Below are 25718 nucleotides of genomic sequence, written 5' to 3'. Positions count from 1 at the left end.
CACCACCCTATGCGTATCCCCGCACCCGGGCGGGGTGTGTTAAGCCGTTACTCGCCGTCTTTAGGCTCTGCGGGCTTGTTGTGCTTGTAGTTCACGGATTCGGTCCAGATACCTGCGCGGCGCTCTGTTTCCAGCTCGGCGCGTGCGGCCGCACGGGCATCACGGCGCTGCTGGTGGTCTTCGCGCTTTTCCTCACGCGTCGGCCGGGAGAACTCCTCGATCCGGATGTCCGAGCCGCGCGGCGAAGCTGCCAGCAGCTCGGCCCCGCCAATCATGGTCGGCTCCCAGTCGAAGACGACGCCGTCGCCCTCGCCGATCACCACGGCGTCGCCGGGCTTGGCGCCTGCCTTGAAGAGCTTGTCTTCAACACCGAGCTTGGCCAGGCGGTCGGCAAGGTAGCCAACCGCTTCATCGTTGGTGAAGTCGGTCTGCTGCACCCAGCGCACCGGCTTGTCGCCGAGGACGCGGAACAGCGGCTCGAGGTTCCGCTCTTCCTTGCGGATGGAGAACCCGCCCTTGCCGTCCACATTGCGCACGCGCAGCGTGGGGGTCTTGACCCGCGGCGGGGCAGCCTGCACGGCGGAGCGCGCATCGCGGACGATTCCGGCCATGGCGTATCCCAGTGCCTTCAGGCCCTCGTGGCTGGAGGCCGAGACCTCGAACACGCGGTAGCCGCGCTTCTCCAGTTCCGGGCGCACAAACTCGGCCATGTCGCGGCCGTCGGGTACGTCCACCTTGTTCAGTGCGACCAGGCGCGGGCGCTGGTTCAGCGGCACGACGTCGCCGTCGGTGCCGGCGAAGCTCATGTCCACGGTGTACTTCTCCAGCTCCTGCTCAATGATGTCCAGGTCGCCGAGCGGGTCGCGGTCCGTTTCCAGTGCAGCGCAGTCCAGAACGTGCACCAGGGCGGCGCAGCGCTCCACATGGCGCAGGAAGTTGTGGCCCAGGCCCTTGCCTTCGGAGGCGCCTTCGATCAGGCCCGGAACGTCGGCAACAGTGAAGCGGACGTCGCCGGCTTCAACCACGCCGAGGTTCGGGACCAGGGTGGTGAAGGGGTAGTCGGCGATCTTCGGCCGGGCTGCGGACATGGCGGCAATCAGGGAGGACTTGCCGGCGGACGGGAAGCCCACCAGGGCAATGTCGGCGATCGACTTGAGCTCCAGGACAATGTCCCGCTCGTCACCGGGCACGCCCAGCAGGGCGAAGCCGGGGGCCTTGCGCTTCTGCGAGGACAGCGAGGAGTTGCCGAGGCCGCCCTGGCCGCCGGCTGCGGCAATGTACTCGGTGCCTTCGCCCACGAGGTCGGCCAGCACTTCGCCGTCCTTGTTCTTGACCACGGTGCCGTCCGGAACCGGCAGGATCAGCGTTTCGCCGGTCTTGCCGTTTCGCCAGTCGCCCATGCCGTTGCCGCCGTTGGTGGCGTGGCGGTGCGGGAGGTGGTGGTAGTCGAGCAGGGTGGTGGCGCTGGAGTCAACGCGCAGGATGACGTCGCCGCCGTCGCCGCCGTTGCCGCCGTCGGGCCCGCCCAGGGGCTTGAACTTTTCACGCTTAACGGACACGCAACCATGGCCGCCTGTACCGCCAGAAATGTGCAGTACTACACGGTCTACAAAGCTGGCCATGGTTCTCCTTCAAGGAATTTTTGGATCATGCCAATTCTACTCGGCTTAAAAGATGACGGGGCGGGCCATCAGGCCCGCCCCGTCGGAAAAGCTATATGCCGGTGATTACTCGGCGGCTGCAGCAGCCACGATGTTCACGACGCGGCGGCCACGACGGCTGCCGAATTCAACTGCGCCTGCTTCGAGGGCGAACAGGGTGTCGTCGCCTCCGCGGCCAACGCCCTCGCCCGGGTGGAAGTGGGTGCCACGCTGGCGGACGATGATTTCGCCTGCCTTGACAACCTGGCCGCCGAAACGCTTTACGCCGAGGTACTGGGCGTTGGAGTCGCGACCGTTGCGAGTGGAACTCGCACCTTTCTTATGTGCCATTTTCTACTGCCTGCCTTTGCTAACTGATTATGAAACTCAGGGGCGGGATGCTTCCCGCGTTCCCGGCTCCTGACGGAGCCGGCACGAGAATCAGGAGTTGATGGACGTAACCTTGACCTTGGTCAGCGAGGAGCGGTAGCCCTGACGCTTCTTGTAGCCGGTCTTGTTCTTGAACTTCTGGATGACAATCTTCGGACCCCGAAAATTCTCAACGATCTCTGCCGTCACGGTGACCTTGGCCAGGTCCTGTGCGGAAGAGGTGACCTGGTCGCCATCAACCAATAGCAGGGCGGGCAGCTCAAAGGTGCTGCCGGCTCCACCGGGGACGCGGTCCAGGGTTACGAGGTCTCCGACGGAAACCTTTTCTTGGCGGCCGCCAGCGCGGACAATCGCGTACACCACTTGGGAACTCACTTCTCTCGACGTTTAATACTTGGATGCGCATTTAGCTGGGCTGAAAATTTGCCCGCCTTGCGCCATGCAGTCACGCCCTGTATCCGATAAACGGTTGGAAGGCGTTCGCACCGAAGTTCAAGGTTACGCTACGCAACCGACAACCCGCAAATGCGGGGGTTCCGTGCGTAACGCCTTTTCGGACGTCACTGCTCTCGCTCTACTTTATAGCATTTCCGGCGGTGCTGCCGCCTCCGGGCAGAAGAGGAGGCGGCCACCCCCGGTTTGGGGGATGGCCGCCTCCTCTGCGCGGTGTATTTGCTCAGTGCTGCCGGATGGGCTAGAGCTCCGAGGCCGGAACTCCGACGCCCAGAATTACGGGCGCACTGCCGGCGGGCTCGCGGCGCTTGCCCTGCTTCTCAGCAGCCGGTGCCGCAGCATGGCGGACAGCCACAGGAGCGGCAGGGGCCTGGGTGCCGCCGGTCCGGATGGCATCCGCTCCGGCGGCACCCTGCGGGCTGCCGGCGGCGCGGCGGCGGCGCGGAGTGCGCACCGGTGCCGCGGGGGCCTGCAGTGCCCGGTCAGGGGCTGCAGAACGCACCGGTGCAGCGGGCTCCTTCGGCTCTGCCGCAGGTGCAGGTGCCGCGGCCGGAGTTTCCCGGGTCTGCGCAGGGGCTGTCTGCACGTTCCGGGCAGCGGCACTGCTTCGGCGTGAACGCCGGGGCGCGGTCCTGCCGGCCGGCTGCCCGTGAGCAGGGTCATCGGCCTTCTGCTGCTCCTTCAGGCCTTCCGCGCTCCTGCCCTGCGGGGCGCCGGCGGCGGCAACCTCGTTGAAGGCCTCGGTAAGGCTCTCCAGGGTGAAGCGTGATTCCTCCTGCGCCGGCTGGCGGCGTTCCCGGCGCGGGACAACGACGGTCTCGCCCTGGATCTGCAAGACGGCACCGGCATCAGCCGCGGCGTCGCCGGCGGAAGGCGTCTCGGCGGAAACCGTCTTCGGCTCCTCGGCCTGCCTGCCGCCGTCGGTGCGCTCCCCCGGCCCGTCGGCGTCGTGTGCCGTTGACGCGGCGGCGGCAGTTGCGGCCGCTATGGTGGCCAGCGCCGCACGGGCGGCTTCGGCCTTGGCCTTTGCCTGGCGCTCCGCCTCGGCGTTGCCGGCGTCCTCCGTCTTTACCGGCTCGTCGGCGGCCGCTGCCGCCGCCTGCTGCGGAGTGCCCTGTCCGCGGCTGCGGCTGCGCTTGCGGTCTCCGCGGGACTGCTTTTCCTGCCGGAGGTGCTGCTGGTGGTTGTCCTCGGACACGGCGTGTGCAACCGCGCCGGTCCCGCTGCTGTTGTGGCTGGTGCTGCGGCGGTGCTCAACGGGGATGTCATGGGTAATGACACCACGGCCGTCGCAGTGCTCGCAGTTTTCACCGAAGACCTCGAGCAGGCCGGTGCCCATCCGCTTGCGGGTCATCTGGACCAGGCCCAGGGACGTTACTTCGGCAACCTGGTGCTTGGTCCGGTCACGGCCCAGGCACTCGACGAGGCGGCGCAGAACCAGGTCGCGGTTGGCTTCAAGGACCATGTCGATGAAGTCGATGACGATGATGCCGCCGATGTCCCGCAGCCGCAGCTGGCGGACCACTTCCTCGGCCGCCTCCAGGTTGTTTTTGGTGACCGTCTCTTCGAGGTTTCCGCCGCTGCCGGTGAACTTGCCGGTGTTGACGTCCACCACGGTCATGGCTTCGGTGCGGTCAATGACGAGCGAACCGCCCGAGGGCAGGAAGACCTTGCGGTCCAGCGCCTTGGCGATCTGCTCGTCAATGCGGCTGGCGGCGAAGATGTCCTCGTCCTTGGTCCACTTTTCCAGGCGTCCCACCAGGTCCGGTGCCACGTAGGTGACGTAGGCCTCGATGGTGTCCCAGGCTTCCTCACCGGAGACGATCAGCTTGGAGAAGTCCTCGTTGAAGACGTCGCGGACCACCTTGATGGTCAGGTCCGGTTCGCCGTAGAGCAGTTCCGGCGCCAGGGTCTTGGTGGACTTGGCCTTGGCTTCAATCGTTTCCCACTGCGCGCGGAGCCGGTTGATGTCATTCATCAGCTCCTCTTCGGAGGCGCCCTCGGCCGCGGTGCGGACGATCACGCCTGCGTTCTCCGGCAGGTGGTCCTTGAGGATTTTCTTGAGCCGGTTGCGCTCGACGTCGGGCAGCTTGCGGGAGATGCCCGTCATGGAACCGCCCGGCACGTACACCAGGTAGCGGCCCGGCAGCGAAATCTGGCTGGTGAGGCGGGCACCCTTGTGGCCCACCGGGTCCTTGGTGACCTGCACCAGGACGGAGTCCCCGGACTTCAGGGCCAGTTCGATGCGGCGCGGCTGGCCGTCGAGCCCGGCCGCGTCCCAATTGACTTCACCGGCGTACAGCACGGCGTTGCGGCCGCGTCCGATGTCCACGAAGGCTGCTTCCATGCTCGGCAGCACGTTCTGGACCTTGCCGACATAGACATTGCCGATCAGCGAGTCCTGCTGGGTATTGGAAACAAAGTGCTCGGCCAGGACTCCGTCTTCGAGCACCCCGATCTGGATCCGCTCATCGCGCTGGCGGACGATCATCTGCCGGTCCACCGACTCGCGGCGGGCGAGGAATTCGGCCTCGGTGATGACGTGGCGGCGGCGTCCCGACTCGCGGGATTCGCGGCGGCGCTGCTTCTTGGCTTCAAGGCGCGTGGATCCCTTGACGCTGGTGACGCGGTCGGAGACGGGCGCATCGGCGTGGGCACGCGGTGCACGGACCCGGGTCACCGTGTTGGGCGGATCATCGTCGGCTCCGCCGGTGAGTTCGAGGTCGGCGTCACCGCGGCGGCGGCGGCGGCGACGGCGGGAAGTTACGCCCTCGGCGGTGTCCGGGCCGGCTGCGCCGTCTGCGGGGGAAGCCTCCTGCTCGGACTCCGTACCCTCTGCACCGGCAGTTTCGCTGCGTGCGGGGGCTTCGCTGCGCGCCCGGTTACGCCCGCGGCGGCTGCGGCGGCGGCTGCGGTTGCCGTCGGCTGAATCGTCATCCTCGTCGGTGTCGTCTGCGGTCTCGTGTGCGGGGACCGTGCGAACGGCGGTCAGATCCGGTGCGTGGAAGAGCGGCAGGGCGGGTACGGCGAAGGGGTTCAGGCTGGAAGCGGCGTCTGTTTCCGTTTCCTCCTGCGCAGTCTCGTCTGCTTCGGGAACGACCTCGGCGGCAGCGGCCGATCCGGCGGCAGCCACGGTGTCATCTGCTGCGGCTTCGGCGGCAGCTTCGGCAGCGGGAATCTCCGTGACCGGCGTCTCCGGTGTCTCCGGCGTCTTTTCGGCAGCCTTGGCAGGGCGCCGGCGGGTGCGCTTCGGTGCAGCCTTGGCTTCGGCCGCCTCTGGGAGCTCTTCGGCTGCAGGCTGCGGGGCTTCAGGCTCCGCGGCCGGGGCTTCCGGCGTTTCCGCTGCTGCATCCGGTGTTTGCGCAGCGGCCGGCGTTTCCACGGCGTCCGCTGCCTTCTTGGCAGGTGCACGGCGACGGCGCACAGCCTTCACCGGTGCGGGAGTCTCGGGCGCTTCGTTGCCGGAGGCTGCTGCAGCTTCCGGGGTTGCGGCTTCAGGCGTTGCTGCGTCGGCTTCAGGCGTTGCTGCTCCGACTGCCTCGGGGGCTGCTTCGGCTGAGCCTGCCGGAACGGTCTTGCGGCGGGAGGCCCGCACGCGCTTCGGCTTTTCGGCGGCCGCACCTTCAGCAGGCGCTTCGGCCTCCTGCTCAGCAGGTGCAGCAGGTCCGGCGTCTTTTGCAGCCGGCGCCTTGCGGGCCGGCCGGCGGGCTGCGGTTTCAGGAGCAGCCGGGGCATCGCCGGCCTCCGGAGTTCCTGCCGGTGCAGAAGCAGCCACCGACTTGCGGCGGCTGCGGGTGGCCCGTTTTACGGGTTCTTTGGCCTGGGCAGAATCGCTCCGGGCGGAATCACTCTGGGCGGAATCCGACGCCGTGTCGCCTGCTGTTAGGTTGTCAGCGGCTGTTAGGCCGCTGTTGGCTGCTAGATCATTATTCAGTGCATCACTCATAAAAGGCTACGCTCCGGCCCCTGCGGCACTGGCCACATTCCAATGCCCAGCGGGCAATGTGTCGGCTGTACGGGGGGCATCAGTTGCCTGCCGCCAGCCGGAAGTCGTCTGGATGTCATCCGAGGTCGTGCCAGCTGTAGGGCGCGGTATCACTCGAAGACCAGCGGCGCTTTTCCTGCTACCTGTCGGCACGTTCACGACGTTGCCGTTACGGGTAGGTCTGATCGGCGGATTCCCTGGTTCCCATCCGGGTTGATGGGCGAACTGCTTGGGAAGCGTCACCGACAGAACCGGAAGCCTGTCGCTGGACCGGCGACGGAATGTGGTTCCGCCGTCAGCCACAGTCATTATCTCACACGCCCGTCTTTTTGACCTCCAGCAGCGCATAGACTCGACACGTATCGCCACCTGCCGAAGGAGATCCCCCGTGCCGTCCAGCGCCGCCAATCCGCAAGCCACCCGCCGGCCAGCCGAGCAGCAGGCGCCCGAACGAGGTTTTGCCTGGATTCTGCTGGTCACCGGCATCGTAGGCTGGCTGGCCTCCGGCGTCCTGGTCCTGGAGCGGCTGCGCGTCTATGCGGATGCCAACTACATCACCAGCTGCGATATCAATCCCTGGGTTTCCTGCGGCACGGTCTTCCAAACCCCGCAGGCCGCCATCTTCGGCTTCCCCAACCCGCTGATCGGGATCGTGGCGTTCGCCGTCGTCATTACCACCGCCGTCGCCATGCTGGCCGGAGCTGCATTCAAGCGCTGGTACTGGCTGGGACTCCAGGCCGGAGTCACGCTGGGCATGGTGTTTGTCGTCTGGCTGTGGAGCCAGGCACTCTTCGACATTTACGTCCTCTGCATTTACTGCATCGTGGTGTGGGCGGCCATGATTCCGATGTTTGTATTCACCACCGTCCGCAACTTGGCGCACGGCGTGCTGCCGGCGCCGGCAGGCCTGGTGAAGTTCACCTCCGAGTGGGCCTGGGTGATCGTCGCCCTGCTGTGGGTGGCCACCGCTGCTTCCATCTTCTTCCGGTTCATCAATTCCTTCCTCGGCTGACCACCCGCCGCCTCCCCTTCTTTCGATCACCCTTTCGATCACCCGGGTTGCCGAGCACCCGCGATCGTCAGTCCATCGGCAGGGCCCAGGCGAGAAGGACCGGGACATCCTGTCCGTTCCAGGTTGCAGTCAGGGCAGGATCCGCCGTGGCCTCTCCCCCCAGGTCCAGCACTCTCACGACGCACAGCTCCCAGTCTCCGGTCCGAAGCCGGACGACCGGCAGGTCCGATGGCCCCGCCTGGGGACCCTCCGCCAGTTCCTCGCCGTCGGGCAGGCCGCTGGCCTGGATGCCGAGCGTCGCCGGGATCTCTTCCCGGACGCCGTCGTTCTCGAAGTACTGGTCCGCCTGCCCCTGGCCGGACAGGATGGACGCGGCCAGTGCCTGTGCGTAGACCGGGTCACCGGTGGCGTCGTAAACCCACCGCCGCCCCAGCACGGAGTGTTCCATGGTGGTGATGAAGAACTTGTCCCCGCCTTCCAGGGGCGCACCGCGGTAGGTCAGCGGAATCTGGAGGACGTTCGCCCCTGCCGCCACGAGGTGGGTTTCAATGCCCACCTCGCCGTCGGGGTCATCGAAGCGGAAGGATCCCACGTGTTCAACGGCCAGCCGGCCGGTGCCCGGAAACCAGTCGGTGGAGGGGAGCCAGCCGGAGATGAGTTCCATTTTGCCGGGCTGCAGGTCTGCTTGGTAAATGTGTGCCATGCGCCCAGCCTAAGGGGCAGCGGCCGCAGCGGGCAGGAATTTCCCCGGAGGGTCCCGGGTTACCGCCTTCACCGGCCTTTATGCGTCCGACGCCGGTCCAGTCTTTCCCGCCAGGAGAACCATGCTTCGAAATCCCCCCGCACATCATCCCGCAGCGTCCGACCGCACCGCCCTCGTGGCAGGTGCCACCGGCATAGCCGGTGCCGCTCTCGTGGATCTTCTCTCCCGGCAGGGGTGGACAGTCCTTGCCCTGTCCCGAAAGGGAATGCCTTCCTCCGGCGCTCCCGGAACCGCCGCTGAATCCCGGTCCGGAATCATCCCACTCGCCGCCGACCTGACGTCGCCGGACAGCCTCGCGGCCGCACTGGAAAACGTGCACCCGACACATGTCTTCTTCACATCCTGGTCCCGGCAGGAGACCGAGGCGGAGAACATCGCGGTCAACTCGGCCATGGTCCGCAATCTGCTCACCGCCCTGACACACGCGCCGGTGGAACACGTTGCCCTGATGACCGGCCTGAAGCACTACATGGGTCCGTTCGAGGCATACGGCGAGGGTCCCATGCCGGACACTCCCTTCTCCGAGGACGAGCCCCGGCTGCCGGTGGACAACTTCTACTATGCGCAGGAAGACGAGCTGATGGCCGCCGTCGCCAGGCAGGGCTTCGCCTGGTCGGTGCACCGGGCGCACACCGTGATCGGCCATGCCGTCGGCAACGCCATGAACATGGGACAAACACTGGCTGCCCAGGCCGCTCTGTGCCGCGAACTCGGGCTGCCCTTTGTCTTCCCCGGTTCCGAGACCCAGTGGAATTCAGTCACGGACATGACGGATGCCGGTCTGCTGGCCGAACACATGCTGTGGGCCGCAACGGACGGGAAGACCGCCAACGAGGCCTTTAACGTCGTCAACGGCGATGTCTTCCGCTGGCGTTCCCTGTGGCCGCGGCTGGCAGCCTGGTTCGGCGTCGAGCCCGAGGGCTTTGACACCGTTCCCCGGCCGCTGGAGCAGCAAATGGCGGATACCTCCGAGGTCTGGGAGAAGCTGGCTGCACGTTATGGGCTGGCCGAACCCGACCTCGGCCGGCTGGCCTCGTGGTGGCACACCGACGCGGACCTGGGGCGGAACATTGAGGTGCTGACCGACATGAGCAAGAGCCGGCTCGCCGGTTTCACCGGGTACCGCCGCACGGAAGACGCCTTCACCGAGCTCTTTGCGCGGCTGCAGGCCGAGCGCCTGATTCCTGAGATGAAGGGTGCCGGGCGGGTTGGGAAGTAAAGTGTTCCCGCACACCACCGGCCCAGGCCGATCGCTTGGGTGGAGTACGATCGGAGCATAATCCGGGCCAGGTGCGCCGCTTCGGCGCGCCCGGCCGCGAAACTCTAGAGCGGCAGGAGGTGAACCGCACGCATGGACGACGGACATAGTCGATATACCGCCCCGCGTGAGCCTCGCCTTCGACCCCAGGTCCCCTAAAGTACTTTCGGACCTTCCTCGTACGGGCCTGAGCTTGTGCGGCAGCGGTATTCCGCATTCCCGCTCATTTTCCGCACACACCACGGCCGCGCCGCTGGTCTGTTGTGTGCGCCCCACCGGAGGAAACCGGATCATGATCAAGTCCCCCACCCTGACTTTCGATGCCCGCGCACAGCTGCTGGCCGACGCCCTGGACAGCAACAGCCTGGCCGGGGTTGCCCGTGCCCTGGAGCCGCTGACTGTTGCCGAAACCATGGAGCAGCTGGAACGGCTGAACACCATCGACCGGGCTCTGGCTTTCCGCACCTTGTCCAAGGACCGGGCGCTGGAGGTCTTCGAGCGGCTTGATGCCCTGCTGCAGGCGGACCTGGTGGCCGGGCTGCAGGATGCGCAGGTGGCTGAGGTCTTTGCCGGGCTGAGCCCGGATGACCGGGTGGCCCTGCTCGATGAGCTGCCGGCATCGGTGGCCAACCGCCTGCTCCTGGGCCTCGATGCCAAGGAACGTGCGCTCACCAACACCGTTCTCGGCTACCCCCAGGGCGCCGTCGGCCGCTATATGAGCCCGCAGTTCGTCACTGCGCACCCCTGGTTCACCGCTGCCGAGGCCATGGCCCGGGTACGGACCCGGCTGGACGACGCCGAGAGCGTCTACACCATTCCCGTTGTTGACGGGACCCATCACTTGGTGGGCGTCGTGTCGCTGCGGGATCTGCTGCGTGCGGCGGACTCAGATCCCGTCTCGTCGCTGAAGAAGGACCCGCTTTCCGCTCCGGCCACGCTGGATGCAGAGGAGGCGGCACGGTACTGCGCCGACGCGAAGGTGCTGGTGCTGCCGATCGTCGACGCCGAAAGCAGGCTGGTCGGAATCCTGACCGTTGACGATGCACTGGGAATCCTCGAGGACGCCGAAAGCGAGGACGCGGCACGGTCGGGCGGCGCTGAACCGCTGCGCCGGCCCTACCTGGCCACGCCGGTGCGCAGCATCGTGCGCGCCCGCGTGGTGTGGCTGCTGGTGCTGGCCCTGGGCGCCACGCTCACGGTCAAGGTCATGGGTGCCTTCGAGGCCACCCTCGCCGAGCAGGTGGTGCTGTCCCTCTTCATTCCCCTGCTCATAGGCACCGGCGGCAACACCGGCAACCAGGCTGCGACCACCATCACCCGCGCTCTGGCCCTGGGCGACGTGCGGCCGCGGGACGTCTTCAGGGTCTTTGCCCGGGAAGTACGGGTTGGCGCCTGGCTGGGCGTGCTGCTGGGCAGCTTGGGGTTTGCCGTTGCCTCCATCATCTTCACCGTGCCCCTGGGCGTGGTGATCGGCCTGACCCTGCTGGGGGTCTGCACCATGGCAGCCAGCGTCGGCGCCCTGATGCCGTTGCTGGGGAAGGCGCTCAAGGCGGACCCGGCAGTCTTTTCCAACCCCTTCATTTCCACGTTTGTCGATGCCGCGGGGCTGATCATCTACTTCCTGATCGCCTCGGCGGTCCTGGGGCTCTAGCCGTCCCCGAAAACCAGTGAGGGCCCAAGCCCGGTTCACCACCGGGCTTGGGCCCTCGCGGGCTCGCTTGGTTCAGGACGCGGTATTAGCCGAACCAGATACCGATCTCACGGGCGGCGGACTCCGGGGAATCCGAGCCGTGGACCAGGTTCTGCTGCACGGCCGTGCCCCAGTCGCGGCCAAAGTCGCCGCGGATGGTGCCCGGGGCCGCCTTCGTCGGATCCGTGGTTCCGGCCAGGGAACGGAAGCCTTCGATGACCCGTTCGCCTTCGAAGATGGCGGCAACGACGGGACCGCTGAGCATGAACTCCACCAGCGGCTCGTAGAACGGCTTGCCCTCATGCTCGGCGTAGTGCTCCTCGAGCACCGCGCGGGTGGCATCCACCTTCTTCAGCTCGGCCAGCGTGTAGCCTTTGGCTTCCACGCGCGCCAGGATGGCGCCGGAGAGGTTGCGCTCCACTCCGTCGGGTTTGATCAGTACAAGTGTGCGCTCGGTGCTCACGGTAAATCTCCTTGCCAAGTAGCGGTTTCCCGTCCAAGCCTAGTCTGTGGCGGCTTCCCCGGCAGCGCCGGGAGCCCCTGAACCCCCGGTTTCCTCCGGATGGGCCTTTTCCCATTCCGCCTGTTCCCGGTCCCGCTGCCGGTTCTCCCGGTCCAGGCGCATGCCTGTTTTCAGCGCATACCACCAGGTGGCGGCGAAGATTGCTCCCACCAGGAACATTTCCGGCTGCAGGAACCCGGTGGCGATAATGGCCAGCTGCAGGATCCAGCCAATGATCGGGCCCGCCGGTTTGGACAGGAAGGCACAGGTTCCGATCAGCGCCGCAGAGAGCGCCAGTCCGACGCCGAAGATGAGAACCGGGGATAGCTCGTCACGCTGCAGGCCAAACACAGCGAGGGTTGCGAAGAGCACCAGGAACGCTTCCAGCGTCAGGACTACGGAGGCGAACATGACGCGGATGGAGCGCCGCTTCTTGGGCATGCCCGGACGCCACTCGCGCTGGGCTTTGGTCAGCTTTGCCATATCTCTTACTTTCCGAGGAGGGTGCGCGCTTCGGCCACCACCGTGATGGAACCAATGATCAGGACCCCGCCGGCCAGGTCGTTGTTCTCCTCGGCCTTGGCGACTGCCCATTCAATGGCGTTGTCCAGGCCCGGCTCAACCTGCAGGTCTTCGTCGGCAAACCCGGCGTCGACCGCGTCCTGGACCAGGTCCTCGGCGGAGAGCGCCCGCGGCGAGCTGGACTGTGTAAGGCACACTCCGGTGATCTGGTCGCCGAGCGTCTCACGCAGTTCGGTGAGGATACCGACGGCGTCCTTCTCGGCCAGGATTCCCACTACCAGGACCAGCGAGGTGAAGCTGAAGGCTTCCAGCACGGCTTCGGCGGCCGCCTTGGCCCCGGCGGGGTTGTGGGCGGCATCAACCACGATGGTGGGTGCGGTGCGCACGACTTCCAGGCGTCCGGGCGAGCTCACGGTGGAGAAACCGGTGCGCAGCAGTTCCACGTCCAGTTCCTTCGTGCCGCCGCCGATGAAGGCCTCCAGCGCGGCCACGGCGACGGCGGCGTTTTCCGCCTGGTGCTTGCCGTGCAGCGGAAGCAGCAGGTCCTCGTAACGCCCGGCCAGGCCGGCGATGGTGAGCATCTGTCCGCCCACTGCCATGACCCGGGATTCGACGCCGAACTCCACGCCCTCGAAGCGGTACGGGATGCCCACTTCATGGGCCTTCTCCAGCAGCACCTGCGCCGCTTCCATCGGCTGCGCGGCGCTGATCAGGAAGCCGTGTTCCTTGATGATCCCGGCCTTCTCCGCCGCAATGTCGGCAACGTCGTCGCCGAGCAGTTCGGTGTGGTCCAGCGAGATGGGCGTGACCACGGAAACCGAGCCGTCGCCCACGTTGGTGGCGTCGGTGATGCCGCCCAGGCCCACCTCAATGACGGCAACGTCCACGGGTTCGTCGGCAAAGACGGCGAACGCCAGGATGGTCACCGCCTCGAAGTAGGTCAGCCGCGGTTCACCGGCGGCCGTGAGTTCGCCGTCGACGATATCCAGGTACGGGTGAATTTCGTCCCAGATGCGGACAAACGTCTCATCGGAGACGGGTTCGCCGTCAATGCTGATCCGCTCGGTGACCTTGCTCAGGTGCGGGCTGGTGTACCGGCCGGTGCGCAGCCCGTAGGCCCGAAGTCCGGCTTCGATCATCCGGGCGGTGGAGGTCTTGCCGTTGGTTCCGGTGATGTGGACGATCGGGAACGCCTTGTTCGGCTCCCCCAGCACCTCCATCGCCCGGAACAGCGGAGCCATGCGCGGCTCCATCTTGTTTTCGGGGGCGCGGCTCAGCAGCTCCGCGTAGACGCTTTCCACGGAGAATCCGTCGATTGCGCCTGAGGGTCCGTCGGACATGCTCATTAAATCTTCTCCAGTGTGACGGTGAATTCTTCAGCGTCGTCGGCAACGTCCACGGCGGTCAGAACCAGCTCGTCGGTCAGGGTTTCGGACTTGATCAGTTCCGCGTTCGCCTCAAGGGCGGCAACGGACGACGCCGAGGTGGCCACCTCGGTGCGGATATGGTCGCTGATGTGCAGGTCCGCGTCGCGGCGGGCCTGCTGGATGGCGCGGATACCGTCGCGGGCAGTGCCCTCGGCGGCCAGTTCGGGGGTGACTTCGGTGTTCAGCACCAGGAAGCCGCCGCCGGGCAGTACGGAAACGGCCTTGGACGATTCGCCGTCGGCGCTTTCCACCACCGTTTCCAGCGTGTATTCCTGCGGCTGCAGTTCCAGGCCGCCGGCGGTGACCGTACCGGCGTCGTCCACTGACCAGTCCCCCGATTTGGAAGCCTTGATGGCGGTCTGGACGTTCTTGCCCAGGCGCGGGCCGGCGGCACGGGCGTTCACCACGAGCTTCTGCGTGATGCCGAATTCGGCCGGATCAGCGTCCGCGGCCTCCATCAGGCGGACCGACTTCAAGTTCAGCTCATCGGCGATGATCGCCGCAAACTGGCCCTGCAGGGCCTGGGCATCGGGCGCGACGACGGTCATTTCCGACAGCGGCAGGCGCACCCGCAGGTTCGCGGCCTTGCGCAGCGAGGAGCCCACGGAAGCGATCCGGCGCGTGCGGTCCATCCGGTCCACCAGTGCCTCGTCCTCCGGGAACAGGGAGGCGTCCGGCCAGTCGGTCAGGTGCACGGAGCGCCCGCCCGTCAGGCCGCGCCAGATCTCTTCGGAGATCAGCGGCAGCAGCGGAGCGGCAACCCGGCACACCGTTTCTAGGCAGGTGTAGAGCACGTCGAAGGCCTGGGTGTCTTCGTCGAAGAACCGGTTGCGGCTGCGGCGGATGTACCAGTTGGTCAGCGTGTCCATGTACTGGCGCAGGGTTTCGCAGGCCTCGGACACGTCATAGTTGTCCAGCTGGCTGGTCATGGTCCGGACCAGGTCGCCGGTGGCAGCCAGCATGTAGTTGTCCAGCGGTTCGCCGGACTCGTAGCGCGGCTTCGCCTCGTAGCCGTTGCCGCCGTTAGCGGCGTTGGTGTAAAGCGTGAAGAAGTGCCAGACGTTCCACAGCGGCAGGATGACCTGGCGCACTGCTTCGCGGATGGCCTGCTCGGTGACCACCAGGTTTCCGCCGCGCAGGATCGGCGACGCCATCAGGAACCAGCGCATGGCGTCGGATCCGTCGCGGTCCAGGACCTCGGAAACGTCCGGGTAGTTGCGCAGGGACTTGGACATCTTCTGCCCGTCCGAGCCCAGGACAATGCCGTGGCTGACCACGTTGCGGAAGGCCGGCCGGTCAAACAGTGCGGTGGCCAGGACATGCAGCGTGTAGAACCAACCGCGGGTCTGCCCGATGTACTCCACAATGAAGTCGCCCGGGTTGTGGTTCTCGAACCACTCGGCGTTCTCATGCGGGTAGTGGACCTGGGCGTAGGGCATGGAACCGGAGTCGAACCACACGTCCAGGACGTCCTCGACGCGGCGCATGGTGGACTGGCCTTCTTCGGGCGTGCGCGGATCGTCCGGGTTCGGGCGGGTCAGCTCATCGATGAAGGGACGGTGCAGGTCCGGCTCGCCGGCCTTGTTTACCGGCAGGCGGCCGAAGTCGGCCTTCATTTCTTCCAGCGAACCGTAGACGTCGGTGCGCGGGTAGTTGGGGTCGTCGGAGACCCAGACCGGGATGGGGCTGCCCCAGTAGCGGTTGCGGCTGATGGACCAGTCGCGGGCGTTTTCCAGCCATTTGCCGAACTGGCCGTCCTTGACGTTCTCCGGGATCCAGTTGATCTGCTGGTTCAGCTCGACCATGCGGTCCTTGATCTTGGTGACCTCCACGAACCACGAGGAGACCGCCTTGTAGATCAGCGGGTTCCGGCAGCGCCAGCAGTGCGGGTAGCTGTGCTCGTAGCTGGCCTGGCGCAGCAGCCGGCCGTCGGCGCGCAGCACCTTGGTGATGGGCTTGTTGGCGTCGAAGACCTGCAGCCCGGCGATTTCGGACAGTTCGCCCTCGCTGAACATGGGCAGGAACTTGCCGCCCTCATCCACGGAAAGGATGACGGGGATGCCGTACTGCTCGCAGACCTTCTGGTCGTCTTCACCGTAGGCCGGAGCCTGGTGGACGATGCCGGTGCCGTCGGTGGTGGTCACGTAATCGGCAGTAACGATCTGCCAGGCGTTGGCCGTACCCCACTTTTCGGTGTCCGTGTAGTAGTTCCACAGCGGTGCGTAACGCAGTCCGGCGAGTTCCTTGCCCGTGTGCACGGAGGTGACGGCCGCGCGGGCGGCGTCGGCGTCGTCGTACCCCAGGTCCTTGGCGTACGCGCCCACCAGGTCTTCGGCCAGCAGGTAACGCGCATCGGGGTTTTCCTGGGGCGTTCCGTTGGGGCCCGAGGGCACCACGGCGTAACGGACGGAGGGCCCGACGGCGAGGGCCATGTTGGTGGGCAGGGTCCACGGCGTGGTGGTCCAGGCGATGGCGAGGACGCCGTCGAGCTCCGCGGAGAGCACGTTGTCGCCGGCGGTGATCGGGAAGGTCACCGTAACGGTCTGGTCCTGGCGGTCCTTGTAGACGTCGTCGTCCATGCGCAGCTCATGGTTGGACAGCGGCGTCTCGTCCTTCCAGCAGTACGGCAGAACGCGGAAGCCGCTGTAGGTCAGGCCCTTCTCATGCAGCGTTTTGAACGCCCAGATGACCGATTCCATGTAGTCGACGTTGAGCGTCTTGTAGTCGTTCTCGAAGTCCACCCAGCGGGCCTGGCGGGTGACGTAGTCCCGCCACTCACCGGCATACTCCATCACGGAGGCGCGGCAGGCATCGTTGAACTTGTCGATGCCCATCTTCTCGATCTGGACCTTGTCGCTCATGCCCAGCTGCTTCATGGCCTCGAGCTCGGCGGGCAGGCCGTGGGTGTCCCAGCCGAACCGGCGCTCCACGCGGCGGCCGCGCTGGGTCTGGTAGCGGGCCACCAGGTCCTTGGCATAGCCGGTCAGCAGGTGCCCGTAGTGGGGCAGGCCGTTGGCGAAGGGCGGGCCGTCGTAGAAGACAAACTCGTTGGCGCCGTTTTTGCCGGCCGGGCGCGCGTCGATGGACGCCTGGAAGGTGCCGTCTTCATCCCAGTACTTCAGAACGAGTTCTTCAAGTTCCGGAAACCGAGGGGAGGACGGGGCGGCATTTTCTGCCGGTGCGGCGGCCGTGGTGGCCTTGGGATAGATAGAAGGCATATTCGTCATCCTGATAGCGGCAAGTAGTTCTGGTGAATTACAGGATGCGAGGGCGGAATCGCTGCCGGCACAAAGCCTGCGGTGATCCGCGGTACCACCTCGCTTGCCGCCGTCGTCGTCCACGCCGTGCCCTGCAGAACCTGCAGTGCACTGTGCCGCCGAACCGGGCTGCCGCTCGTTGACTGCTGTGACGGGCTTACCCGTCCGGTTCTACTGGGCCCCGGTACTTATAGTCCAGGGCTGTTCTTCCGGAAGCTCACCGGTGATGGCCGGGTCAAAGCTGCTTCCGCCAGTTTAGGCCACGGCCCCGGCGATGTCGAAGTTCCTTCCTGCCGGGACGCGGCTAGCGCCGGATCACCTTGTGGTTGGCCGCCTGAGCCACCGGCCGCAGCACCACTTTGTCCAGGTTGACGTGGTGCGGGAGGTTCAGGGAGTACGCCATGACGTCGGCAACGTCTTCGGCGGTCAGCGGCTTCTCGACGCCTGCATAGACCTTCTCCGCTGCATCCTTGTCGCCGAGGCGGTTCAGGGAGAACTCCTCCGTCTTGACCATGCCCGGGAGGATTTCGATGACGCGTACGTTGTTCTCCGCCTCCTCCAGCCGGAGGGTTTCGGCGAGCGCCTGTTCGGCGGACTTCGCGGCGCAGTAGCCCGCTCCCCCCTCATAGGCTGCGAGCGCCGCAGTGGAAGTCAGCATGAGGATGGATCCCTGTCCGGACTCCCGCAGTGCGGGCAGGAACGCCTGGGTGACGCGCAGTGCGCCCAGGACGTTCACGTTGTACATGGCCTCCCAGTCGCTGATCCTGCCGGTACCCACCGGGTCCACGCCCCATGCGCCGCCGGCGTTGTTGATCACGGCGTCCACTCCCCCGCCGGCCAGGACTTCTGCGGCCATCCGCGCCACCGAGTCGTCGCTGGTGACGTCGGCGGCGAGCGCCACGGCTCCGGTTTCTTCAGCGAGCGCCTGCAGTTTCTCTTCCCGGCGCGCGACGGCCACGACATCCCATCCGGAAGCCCTCAGCGCCCGGACGGCTGCCGCGCCGATTCCCGAGCTGGCTCCGGTGACGACCGCGCGCCTGGGACGGCTGGCGCGGCTGGCCGGGCTGGCCGGGGTGGCCGGGGTGGATGCGGACTCTGAGGGCACGGGAGAAGTCATGCAGCCACTGTAGCCATTGGGCCGTCCCGTGCCACAGCTTCGGACCCTGTATTACTCCGCGGTATTGTGCTGCCTTCTCCGGCCGCCGTTACACCCATGGCCTGTCACCCGGACTGGATCCCCCGGCCTGCGTCACCAGGGCAACCCGGACTGGTTCCCCCGGGGATCCCCCAGCCTGCGTCACCAGGGCAACCCGGACTGGATCCCCCGGGGATCCCCCAGCCTGCGTCGCCAGGGCAACCCGGACTGGTTCCCCCGGCCTGCCTCGCCCAAGTAGTCCTGCCCCGCCCCAAAGGGTCCCGGCCAAACCCCTGCGCACAGGTTCCCACTCTTCGTTACTGATGTGGCCTCCGTGGCACCACAAGCCACAGGAGGGATCAGACAGTGGGAGCCAGTGCGCGCCAGTGGTGCAAGTTGGTACGAACCGGACAAAGCGGGCAGGGAGCAGGAGACGTGTACGGGCCAGACCGGCAGTCTGGGGCAGCAGCCACGGCCGCTTGGTTTCCCTTAGGGTTCAGGTTTAGCCGTCATGCGCTGCGGCAGCGCCGGTTCAGCGCAGAGCACTCCGAACAAGCCGTGCACTCCGAACAAGCAGAGCACTCCGAACAAGCAGCACAAATCCGTCGGGGTCGTGAAGCACCATTTCCGTGGTGATGCGCAGGGTTCTCCATCCTGCTGCCGTCGCCGCATTCCAACGACTTCTGTCCCTCCGATAGTGCTCTCTGCCGCTGTGAAACTCGTAGCCGTCGATTTCCACCAGCAGCCGCCCTTCGACAACCAGGTCCACTCTGCCGACTCCCGCTATCTGGACCTCGGTCTCGACCGACAGCCCCGCCGCCTGGAGGTGGAAGCGTGCACAGACCTCCAGCGGCGATGCTGTCCCGGGTCGGATGTCCCGGATGAGCTGCCTAATTCTCCAGTCCTTGGGACCGGAAAAGTGCAGCTCGAGGGTCCGCACCCCCACATAGTGTCTGCTAACGGCATACTCCGCGAGGACCAGTGCGGCCAGGGGCGGCAGACAGCGGAAAGCCGAATCGATAATCTGCAGCGGAGGCGAGATCAGGCGTTTCGCCGTCCGGGGGCCTCGGTGAATTACGGCACCCGGCAGCCTCGTTGCCCGGTCTGCCGCCACGTGCACCAGCGGCGCGCCGGGAAGCACCCACCATCCCAGCAATCGTGCAGCGCTTTCGCACGTGAGTGACACCCCGTGTTCCGCCGCAAACAGCAGCTCTGCAGGAGCATCGGGCAGGGCATAGGTTCCCGGGCGGGGCCGGTGCACTGCTCCGCCCGCGACCGCCCGTTCGATTTGCGTCCGGCTAAAGCCGTTGGCCGTCAAGGTGCTGAACCGAGCGGCGCCATGGTGAACCCTCAGGAAGACTTCGATGCTCTGCATATCCCGAGAATCGTTCCGCGGAAGTGTCCGCGCCACGGCAGGGCAGGAAAATGTGGATACCGCTGCAAGCTGCTGGACCTGTGGGGGACCCGGTGATGCTGCTAGCCCCGCACTGGTTCCCACCCTTCGTGAAAGGTGTGGCTGCTGTGACATCAGAGGCCTCGGCAGGCGACAAAGAGTGGGAACCAATGCGCTGCGGCTTCGGCCCGCCGGTGACACCAGGCGAGGCCACGACGACGCCGAAGGCCTTACGGGCCGCTGCCGGAACCGCCGTCGAGCAGGTAGTCGCGCAGCACCACGGCCTCATTCTCCGTCTCGCTGCGCGCACCGTAGAGCAGGACGGTGTCCTCACGGTCGCGGCAGGCCCGGGAAAAGTCCTCCACCCCGGGATTCTCCGCCAGCTCCTGCCGGTACCGCTCCTCAAACCCCGCCCAGCGGTCCTCCCGGTGCGCAAACCACTTCCGCAGCTCGGTGCTTGGCGCCAGGTCCTTCAGCCACTCGTCCAGGTCGGCTTTCTCCTTGGACACCCCGCGCGGCCACAGCCGGTCCACCAGGACCCGGTATCCGCCGTCGGGCTCCTCGTAAATGCGCCGGGTGCGGATCCTTTCCGGCTGTTCCCTATCTGTCGCCATATCCGGATGCTACGGCGGCCCGGTGGTGAAAGGACAGGCACGTGCCGCAGGCCATACCTCCCGCGTGGAAGAATGGAACCATGGCTGAAAACTTTCCGGGCACAGACACGCCCGACAACGCACCCAAGACCGTATCCGTCCCCGACAAGCCCGCCCTCGAGGGCCTTGAAGCAACCCTGAGCCGCCGCTGGCGCGAAGAGGGAACGTACGCGTTCAACGAAGACACGGTCCGCGAGGACGTCTACTCCATCGACACTCCCCCGCCCACGGCCTCCGGCTCACTGCACGTGGGACACATGTTCTCCTACACCCAGACCGACGTGATGGCCCGCTATCAGCGGATGACCGGCAAGAACGTGTTCTACCCGATGGGCTGGGACGACAACGGCCTGCCCACCGAGCGCCGGGTGCAGAACTACTACGGCGTCCGCTGCGATCCCACCAAGCCGTATGATCCCGACTACCGCCCGCCGGCCACCGCGCCCAAGAACCAGCGCGACTTCGACGTCATCTCCCGCCGGAACTTTATCGAGCTGTGCGAAGAACTGGCTGTGGAGGATGAGAAGGTCTTTGAGGACCTCTTCTCCACGCTCGGTCTGTCCGTGGACTGGACCCGCACGTACCGCACCATCGATGACAACTCGCGCGCCGTCAGCCAGCGCGCCTTCCTGGAGAACCTCAAGGCCGGCGACGCCTACATGTCGGAGGCTCCCACTCTCTGGGACGTCACCTTCCGCACCGCCGTGGCCCAGGCCGAGGTTGAGGACCGCGAGCAGGCCGGCGCCTACCACCGGATCAGCTTCCACGCCCCCGACGGCGAGAAGATCTTCATCGAGACCACCCGCCCGGAACTGCTGCCTGCCTGCGTGGCCCTGGTGGCACACCCCGACGACGAGCGCTACCAGCGCCTCTTCGGCACCACGGTGAAGTCCCCCCTGTTCGACGTCGAGGTCGAGGTCCGCGCGCATCCGCTGGCCAAGCCGGACAAGGGCTCGGGCATCGCCATGATCTGCACCTTCGGCGACCAGACCGACGTCACCTGGTGGCGGGAACTGAACCTGCCCACCCGCGCCGTCGTCGGCCGTGACGGCCGCCTGCTCGCGGACACCCCGGAGTGGATCACCACGGAAAAGGCCAAGGAAAACTACGCCGCCGTGGCCGCGAAGACTGTGTTCAGCGCCAAGGAAGCCGTCGTCGGGATGCTGCGCGAAAGCGGAGACCTCGAAGGCGAGCCGAAGAAGATCACCCACCCGGTGAACTTCTTTGAAAAGGGTGACAAGCCGCTTGAGGTTGTCACCAGCCGCCAGTGGTACATCCGCAACGGCGGACGCGACGAGGACCGCCGCGGACGCCTGATCGCCCGCGGCAAGGAGATCGATTTCCACCCCGCGTTCATGCGTTCACGCTACGAAAACTGGATTGAAGGGCTGAACGGTGACTGGCTCGTTTCGCGCCAGCGTTTCTTCGGCGTCCCCGTTCCGGTCTGGTACCCGCTGGATGCCTCCGGCAACCCGGACTACGACAACCCGGTGCTGCCGGCATCCGAGTCCCTGCCCGTAGACCCCGCTGCCGAGCCGGCTCCGGGCTACGAAGAGTCCCAGCGCAACCAGCCGGGCGGCTTTGTGGGTGACGCCGACGTGCTGGACACCTGGGCCACCTCCTCCCTGACGCCGCAGATTGTGGGCGGCTGGAGCCGCGACGAGGACCTCTTCGCCAAGGTGTTCCCGTTTGACCTGCGCCCGCAGGGACACGACATCATCCGGACCTGGCTGTTCTCCTCCGTGGTCCGCGCTGATGCGCTGAACCACGCCGCGCCGTGGAAGCACGCAGCAATCTCCGGCTGGATCCTGGACCCGGACCGCAAGAAGATGTCCAAGTCCAAGGGCAACGTGGTGGTCCCCACCGACGTGCTCAACGACTACGGCTCCGACGCGGTCCGTTACTGGGCCGCATCGGCCAAGCTGGGTGCCGACACGGCCTACGAGATTGCGCAGATGAAGATCGGCCGCCGCCTGGCGATCAAGCTGCTCAACGCCTCCAAGTTCGTGCTGAACCTGGGCGCCACGGAGGCCAACGTGGTCACCGCGGACACCTCGGTGATCACCAACGACCTGGACTCCGCGCTGCTCAAGCAGCTGGCCGAAGTGGTGAAGACCTCCACCAAGGCCTTCGAAAGCTACGACTACGCCAAGGCGCTGCAGCTGACCGAGTCCTTCTTCTGGTCCTTCACCGATGACTACGTGGAGCTGATCAAGGACCGCGCCTACGGTGCCTCCGGCCCCGAGGAGCAGGCCTCCGTGCTGGCCACACTGGCCACCACGCTGGATGCCCTCCTGCGTCTGTTCGCTCCGTTCCTGCCCTTCGCCACCGAAGAGGTGTGGGGCTGGTGGCGCCACGGCTCGGTGCACCGCGCGCCGTGGCCGAACGTCGATGCGCTGTCCGCAGCCGTGGCGGAGGCCGACGCCGGCATCCTGGCCACGGTTGCCACCGCACTGGGCGGCATCCGCAAGGCGAAGTCCGAAGCCAAGGTCAAGCAGCGCACCGAGGTCCTCACCGCAACTGTCACGGCGTCAGCTGCCCAGGTGGCACAGCTGCAGGCCGGGCTCGCCGACCTGAAGGCAGCCGGCAACGTGCGTGAGCTCTCCCTGGCAGCGGGCGACGGCGAACTCACTGTCTCCGGCGTTGAGCTGGCACCCGTGGAGCCGGTTCCGGCCGCTGAGTAACTAGCCGAAGGCAGCAGGTAAGGGAGAACGCCCGGCCGGATTCCGGCCGGGCGTTCTCCCTGTTAACAACTGTGATTATTTGAATTATCGGCGCCTGGCGGTGCCGCTTAGTCGAACTGGGGGCTCTCCGTGCGGCTGCGCTTGATTTCGAAGAAGGCGGGGTTCGAGGCCAGCATGAGTGCGCCGTCGAACATCCGGCCTGCTTCCTCTCCCCGCGGGATCCGCGTCAGCACCGGCCCAAAGAAGGCGGTACCGTTGAAGGCCACCACGGGGGTTCCGACGTCGTCGCCCACCTTGGAGATGCCTTCCTGGTGCGAGGCACGGAGCTGGACGTCGTACTCGTCCGTGTCTGCATACTTGGCGAGCTCGGCGGGCAGGCCAACCTCTTCCAGCGCCTCGCGGATGACGACGGCGAAATCCTCGTATCCGCCGATGTGAATCCGGGTGCCCATCGCGTCGTACAGCTTCTTGATGTACTCGTCCCCGTGCAGTTCGGCGGCAGCGGTGATGACACGAACCGGGCCCCAGGCAGCCTTCATCCGTTCCTGGTAGGCCTCCGGCAGGTCGCGGCCTTCATTCAGGACGGACAGGCTCATGACGTGCCAGTCTGTGCTGACATCGCGTACCGTCTCCACTTCGTCCATCCAGCGCGACGTGACCCAGGCAAACGGGCACATCGGATCGAACCAGAAATCGGCTTTCGCAGCGTCGGGTGAGGTCAAGGCATACTCCTTCAAGGGTTATGCGGGCCGCAGCCCGCCGCGGGCTTGCCGGTGCAAGCAGCAGTTACCGGAGCCAACCGCGGTCTAGGCTGATTTGTTCCGCCGTTTTGTGGCGACGGCCTGGGAGATCAGCGTGGGCTCGGCCTTCTGCGTGACAACTTCCTCGGTGATGACCACGGTGGCTACGTCGTCACGGCTGGGCAGGTCGAACATGACCGGCAGCAGCACTTCTTCGAGGATGGCTCGCAGCCCGCGGGCGCCGGTGCCGCGGGACAGCGCGGCGTCGGCGATGGCGTCCAGGGCGGCAGGCTCAAAGGTGAGCTCAACGCCGTCGAGTTGGAACATCTTCTGGAACTGCTTGACCAGCGCGTTCTTCGGCTCGGTCAGGATCCGGATCAGCGCGGTCCGGTCCAGGCTGGAAACGGTGGTGATGACGGGAAGGCGGCCGATGAATTCCGGGATCAGGCCGAACTTCAGCAGGTCTTCGGGCATAACGTCGGCGTAGGAATCGGCTTCCTTGGCGTTCTCGTTCAGCGGGGCGCCGAAACCGATGCCCTTGCGGCCGGACCGGGAGCCGATGATTTCTTCCAGCCCCGCAAAGGCGCCGGCCACGATGAACAGCACGTTGGTGGTGTCGATCTGGATAAATTCCTGGTGCGGATGCTTGCGGCCGCCCTGCGGCGGAACGGAGGCCACCGTGCCTTCAAGGATCTTCAGCAGGGCCTGCTGCACGCCTTCACCGGAGACGTCGCGGGTGATGGACGGGTTTTCACTCTTGCGCGAGATCTTGTCGATCTCGTCGATGTAGATGATGCCCTGCTCAGCCTTCTTGACGTCGTAGTCGGCGGCCTGGATGAGCTTGAGCAGGATGTTCTCCACGTCCTCACCGACGTAGCCGGCTTCCGTGAGAGCAGTGGCATCCGCGACGGCGAAGGGTACGTTCAGCCGGCGGGCCAGGGTCTGGGCGAGGTAGGTCTTTCCGCAGCCCGTGGGACCGATCAGCAGGATGTTGGACTTGCCGATCTCCACTTCATCCGACATGACGGCGTCGGAGAGGTTTCCGGTGTTGCGCGGGGCGTGGCCGGCCTGGATGCGCTTGTAATGGTTATAGACGGCGACGGCGAGGGAACGCTTGGCAGGTTCCTGGCCGATCACGTATTCCTGCAGGGAATCAAAGATCTCCCGCGGCTTGGGCAGCTCAAACGTGCCCAGATCCGCTACTTCGGAGAGCTCCTCTTCGATGATCTCGTTGCACAGGTCAATGCACTCGTCGCAGATGTAGACTCCGGGGCCGGCAATGAGCTTGCGGACCTGCTTCTGGCTTTTTCCACAGAAAGAGCACTTGAGCAGATCGGTGCTCTCACCAATGCGAGCCATAATTCAGTCCCCTTAAATGGTCCATCGTTCCAACAGCGCCGGCATCCGTCCCGTGCGGGACGAACTGATGCCAGTCAGCCATGCTCCACTCTAGGACAATTGGCCCGGCGATTCAGCCACCGAAAGGCCCGTGGTGCGTATTTCCGCGCCACGGGCCTTTCGAAAGCGTCACATCCGGTTGATCGCCGGTGTCTTGATCTTGCGGGAGTCAAGGACCTGGTCGATCAGTCCGTACTCCAGGGCACTGGCAGCGGTGAGGATCTTGTCGCGTTCGATGTCCCGGTTCACTTCCTCGGACGTGTGGTTCGAGTGCAGTGCCAGCGTGTCTTCCAGCCAGGTGCGCATGCGCATGACCTCGGCGGCCTGGATTTCCAGGTCCGATGCCTGTCCACGCTCGCCGCCGCCGAGGGCGGGCTGGTGGATCAGGACGCGGGCGTTCGGCAGGGCCAGGCGCTTGCCCGGCGTACCTGCGGCCAGCAGCACGGCTGCGGCACTGGCAGCCTGGCCCAGGCAGACCGTCTGGATTTCGGGACGGATGTACTGCATGGTGTCGTAAATGGCCGTCATGGCCGTGAACGAGCCGCCCGGGGAGTTGATGTACAGGGTGATGTCGCGGTCCGGGTCACTGGACTCAAGCACCAGCAGCTGGGCCATCACATCGTCTGCCGAGGCGTCGTCAACCTGGACACCCAGGAAGATGATGCGGTCCTCGAACAGCTTGGTGTAGGGGTCCTGGCGCTTGAAGCCGTAGGGCGTGCGCTCCTCGAACTGCGGCAGCACGTACCGGCTGGACGGCATCTGCGGCGCGGATCCGCCTGCGGTTCCGAAATTGGTGTTCATTGAATACTCCTGAAG

General features: G+C 66.0%; 19 protein-coding genes. 4 read left to right on the top strand and 15 right to left on the bottom strand.

The features are described from left to right. Window positions 1-47: 47 nt before the first annotated feature. The 4 genes from obgE to WKB88_RS12565 form a co-directional block, all read right to left on the bottom strand. Window positions 48-1622, bottom strand: coding sequence for a GTPase ObgE (gene obgE, locus WKB88_RS12580; RefSeq protein ID WP_341394890.1), 1575 nt, complete (start codon window positions 1620-1622; stop codon window positions 48-50). Window positions 1623-1727: 105 nt separating this feature from the next. Next, window positions 1728-1991, bottom strand: coding sequence for a 50S ribosomal protein L27 (rpmA, locus tag WKB88_RS12575; protein ID WP_104053918.1), 264 nt, complete (start codon window positions 1989-1991; stop codon window positions 1728-1730). Between the two features lie 90 nt (window positions 1992-2081). Further along, the gene (rplU, locus tag WKB88_RS12570; protein ID WP_104053917.1) at window positions 2082-2393 is read right to left on the bottom strand and encodes a 50S ribosomal protein L21; all 312 of its coding nucleotides are present in this window, start codon (window positions 2391-2393) and stop codon (window positions 2082-2084) included. A 331-nt stretch (window positions 2394-2724) separates the two neighbouring features. Then, the gene (locus tag WKB88_RS12565) at window positions 2725-6429 is read right to left on the bottom strand and encodes an Rne/Rng family ribonuclease (RefSeq protein WP_341394889.1); all 3705 of its coding nucleotides are present in this window, start codon (window positions 6427-6429) and stop codon (window positions 2725-2727) included. 427 nt (window positions 6430-6856) lie between these two features. Between WKB88_RS12565 and WKB88_RS12560 the strand changes: the two genes are divergently transcribed. After that, the gene (locus WKB88_RS12560; RefSeq protein ID WP_341394888.1) at window positions 6857-7480 is read left to right on the top strand and encodes a vitamin K epoxide reductase family protein; all 624 of its coding nucleotides are present in this window, start codon (window positions 6857-6859) and stop codon (window positions 7478-7480) included. 67 nt (window positions 7481-7547) lie between these two features. Here WKB88_RS12560 and WKB88_RS12555 read toward each other — a convergent pair whose 3' ends face one another. Next, complete coding sequence (locus WKB88_RS12555; RefSeq protein WP_341394887.1) at window positions 7548-8183, bottom strand: CG0192-related protein; 636 nt, start codon at window positions 8181-8183, stop codon at window positions 7548-7550. Window positions 8184-8304: 121 nt separating this feature from the next. Between WKB88_RS12555 and WKB88_RS12550 the strand changes: the two genes are divergently transcribed. Both WKB88_RS12550 and mgtE read left to right on the top strand, forming a co-directional pair. Continuing rightward, entirely contained in the window at window positions 8305-9462 is a 1158-nt protein-coding gene (locus WKB88_RS12550) for an SDR family oxidoreductase (RefSeq protein WP_341394886.1), read from the top strand. A 331-nt stretch (window positions 9463-9793) separates the two neighbouring features. Beyond that, entirely contained in the window at window positions 9794-11152 is a 1359-nt protein-coding gene (mgtE, locus tag WKB88_RS12545; protein ID WP_341394885.1) for a magnesium transporter, read from the top strand. 85 nt (window positions 11153-11237) lie between these two features. Here mgtE and ndk read toward each other — a convergent pair whose 3' ends face one another. The 7 genes from ndk to WKB88_RS12510 form a co-directional block, all read right to left on the bottom strand. Further along, window positions 11238-11654, bottom strand: coding sequence for a nucleoside-diphosphate kinase (ndk, locus tag WKB88_RS12540; protein ID WP_341394884.1), 417 nt, complete (start codon window positions 11652-11654; stop codon window positions 11238-11240). Window positions 11655-11693: 39 nt separating this feature from the next. Continuing rightward, window positions 11694-12176: a DUF4233 domain-containing protein gene (locus WKB88_RS12535; protein WP_341394883.1), complete on the bottom strand. Its 483-nt coding sequence runs from the start codon at window positions 12174-12176 to the stop codon at window positions 11694-11696. A gap of 5 nt (window positions 12177-12181) precedes the next feature. Then, window positions 12182-13561, bottom strand: a complete 1380-nt coding sequence (locus WKB88_RS12530; protein WP_341394882.1) for a bifunctional folylpolyglutamate synthase/dihydrofolate synthase — start codon at window positions 13559-13561, stop codon at window positions 12182-12184. Beyond that, entirely contained in the window at window positions 13561-16869 is a 3309-nt protein-coding gene (gene ileS / locus WKB88_RS12525; RefSeq protein ID WP_341394881.1) for an isoleucine--tRNA ligase, read from the bottom strand. The genes WKB88_RS12530 and ileS overlap by 1 nt, the downstream gene beginning before the upstream one ends. 334 nt (window positions 16870-17203) lie before the next feature. Next, the gene (locus WKB88_RS12520; RefSeq protein WP_341394880.1) at window positions 17204-18016 is read right to left on the bottom strand and encodes an SDR family oxidoreductase; all 813 of its coding nucleotides are present in this window, start codon (window positions 18014-18016) and stop codon (window positions 17204-17206) included. Between the two features lie 550 nt (window positions 18017-18566). Next, the gene (locus tag WKB88_RS12515) at window positions 18567-19409 is read right to left on the bottom strand and encodes an endonuclease domain-containing protein (RefSeq protein ID WP_341394879.1); all 843 of its coding nucleotides are present in this window, start codon (window positions 19407-19409) and stop codon (window positions 18567-18569) included. Between the two features lie 248 nt (window positions 19410-19657). Further along, window positions 19658-20041: a DUF488 domain-containing protein gene (locus WKB88_RS12510; RefSeq protein WP_341394878.1), complete on the bottom strand. Its 384-nt coding sequence runs from the start codon at window positions 20039-20041 to the stop codon at window positions 19658-19660. Between the two features lie 80 nt (window positions 20042-20121). On the opposite strand from WKB88_RS12510, the gene valS reads away from it, so the two are divergent. Beyond that, the gene (valS, locus tag WKB88_RS12505) at window positions 20122-22764 is read left to right on the top strand and encodes a valine--tRNA ligase (RefSeq protein ID WP_341394877.1); all 2643 of its coding nucleotides are present in this window, start codon (window positions 20122-20124) and stop codon (window positions 22762-22764) included. Between the two features lie 107 nt (window positions 22765-22871). Here valS and WKB88_RS12500 read toward each other — a convergent pair whose 3' ends face one another. From WKB88_RS12500 to WKB88_RS12490, 3 genes are all read right to left on the bottom strand, one after another. Continuing rightward, a complete protein-coding gene (locus WKB88_RS12500) occupies window positions 22872-23486 on the bottom strand; it encodes a mycothiol-dependent nitroreductase Rv2466c family protein (protein ID WP_341394876.1) in 615 nt (204 codons plus the stop codon). Between the two features lie 84 nt (window positions 23487-23570). After that, window positions 23571-24863, bottom strand: a complete 1293-nt coding sequence (gene clpX / locus WKB88_RS12495) for an ATP-dependent Clp protease ATP-binding subunit ClpX (protein ID WP_341394875.1) — start codon at window positions 24861-24863, stop codon at window positions 23571-23573. A gap of 168 nt (window positions 24864-25031) precedes the next feature. After that, on the bottom strand, window positions 25032-25703 hold the full coding sequence (locus tag WKB88_RS12490; protein WP_341394874.1) for an ATP-dependent Clp protease proteolytic subunit: 672 nt from the start codon (window positions 25701-25703) through the stop codon (window positions 25032-25034). Window positions 25704-25718: the final 15 nt, after the last annotated feature.

The sequence above is a fragment of the Arthrobacter sp. G119Y2 genome (assembly GCF_038069765.1).
Taxonomy (GTDB): Bacteria; Actinomycetota; Actinomycetes; order Actinomycetales; family Micrococcaceae; genus Arthrobacter_B.
The sequence above is the reverse complement of the archived record's forward strand: the minus strand, read 5'-3'. Positions and strand labels throughout refer to the sequence as shown.

Excerpts from the sequence above, each read along its gene's own strand:
- ileS (WP_341394881.1), bottom strand. The coding sequence starts at position 16,869 with ATGACGAATATGCCTTCTATCTATCCCAAGGCCACCACGGCCGCCGCA.
- WKB88_RS12510 (WP_341394878.1), bottom strand. The coding sequence starts at position 20,041 with ATGGCGACAGATAGGGAACAGCCGGAAAGGATCCGCACCCGGCGCATT.
- mgtE (WP_341394885.1), top strand. The coding sequence starts at position 9,794 with ATGATCAAGTCCCCCACCCTGACTTTCGATGCCCGCGCACAGCTGCTG.
- rpmA (WP_104053918.1), bottom strand. The coding sequence starts at position 1,991 with ATGGCACATAAGAAAGGTGCGAGTTCCACTCGCAACGGTCGCGACTCC.
- WKB88_RS12530 (WP_341394882.1), bottom strand. The coding sequence starts at position 13,561 with ATGAGCATGTCCGACGGACCCTCAGGCGCAATCGACGGATTCTCCGTG.
- WKB88_RS12515 (WP_341394879.1), bottom strand. The coding sequence starts at position 19,409 with ATGCAGAGCATCGAAGTCTTCCTGAGGGTTCACCATGGCGCCGCTCGG.
- WKB88_RS12520 (WP_341394880.1), bottom strand. The coding sequence starts at position 18,016 with ATGACTTCTCCCGTGCCCTCAGAGTCCGCATCCACCCCGGCCACCCCG.
- WKB88_RS12550 (WP_341394886.1), top strand. The coding sequence starts at position 8,305 with ATGCTTCGAAATCCCCCCGCACATCATCCCGCAGCGTCCGACCGCACC.
- WKB88_RS12565 (WP_341394889.1), bottom strand. The coding sequence starts at position 6,429 with ATGAGTGATGCACTGAATAATGATCTAGCAGCCAACAGCGGCCTAACA.
- WKB88_RS12535 (WP_341394883.1), bottom strand. The coding sequence starts at position 12,176 with ATGGCAAAGCTGACCAAAGCCCAGCGCGAGTGGCGTCCGGGCATGCCC.
- valS (WP_341394877.1), top strand. The coding sequence starts at position 20,122 with ATGGCTGAAAACTTTCCGGGCACAGACACGCCCGACAACGCACCCAAG.
- clpX (WP_341394875.1), bottom strand. The coding sequence starts at position 24,863 with ATGGCTCGCATTGGTGAGAGCACCGATCTGCTCAAGTGCTCTTTCTGT.
- WKB88_RS12490 (WP_341394874.1), bottom strand. The coding sequence starts at position 25,703 with ATGAACACCAATTTCGGAACCGCAGGCGGATCCGCGCCGCAGATGCCG.
- WKB88_RS12555 (WP_341394887.1), bottom strand. The coding sequence starts at position 8,183 with ATGGCACACATTTACCAAGCAGACCTGCAGCCCGGCAAAATGGAACTC.
- obgE (WP_341394890.1), bottom strand. The coding sequence starts at position 1,622 with ATGGCCAGCTTTGTAGACCGTGTAGTACTGCACATTTCTGGCGGTACA.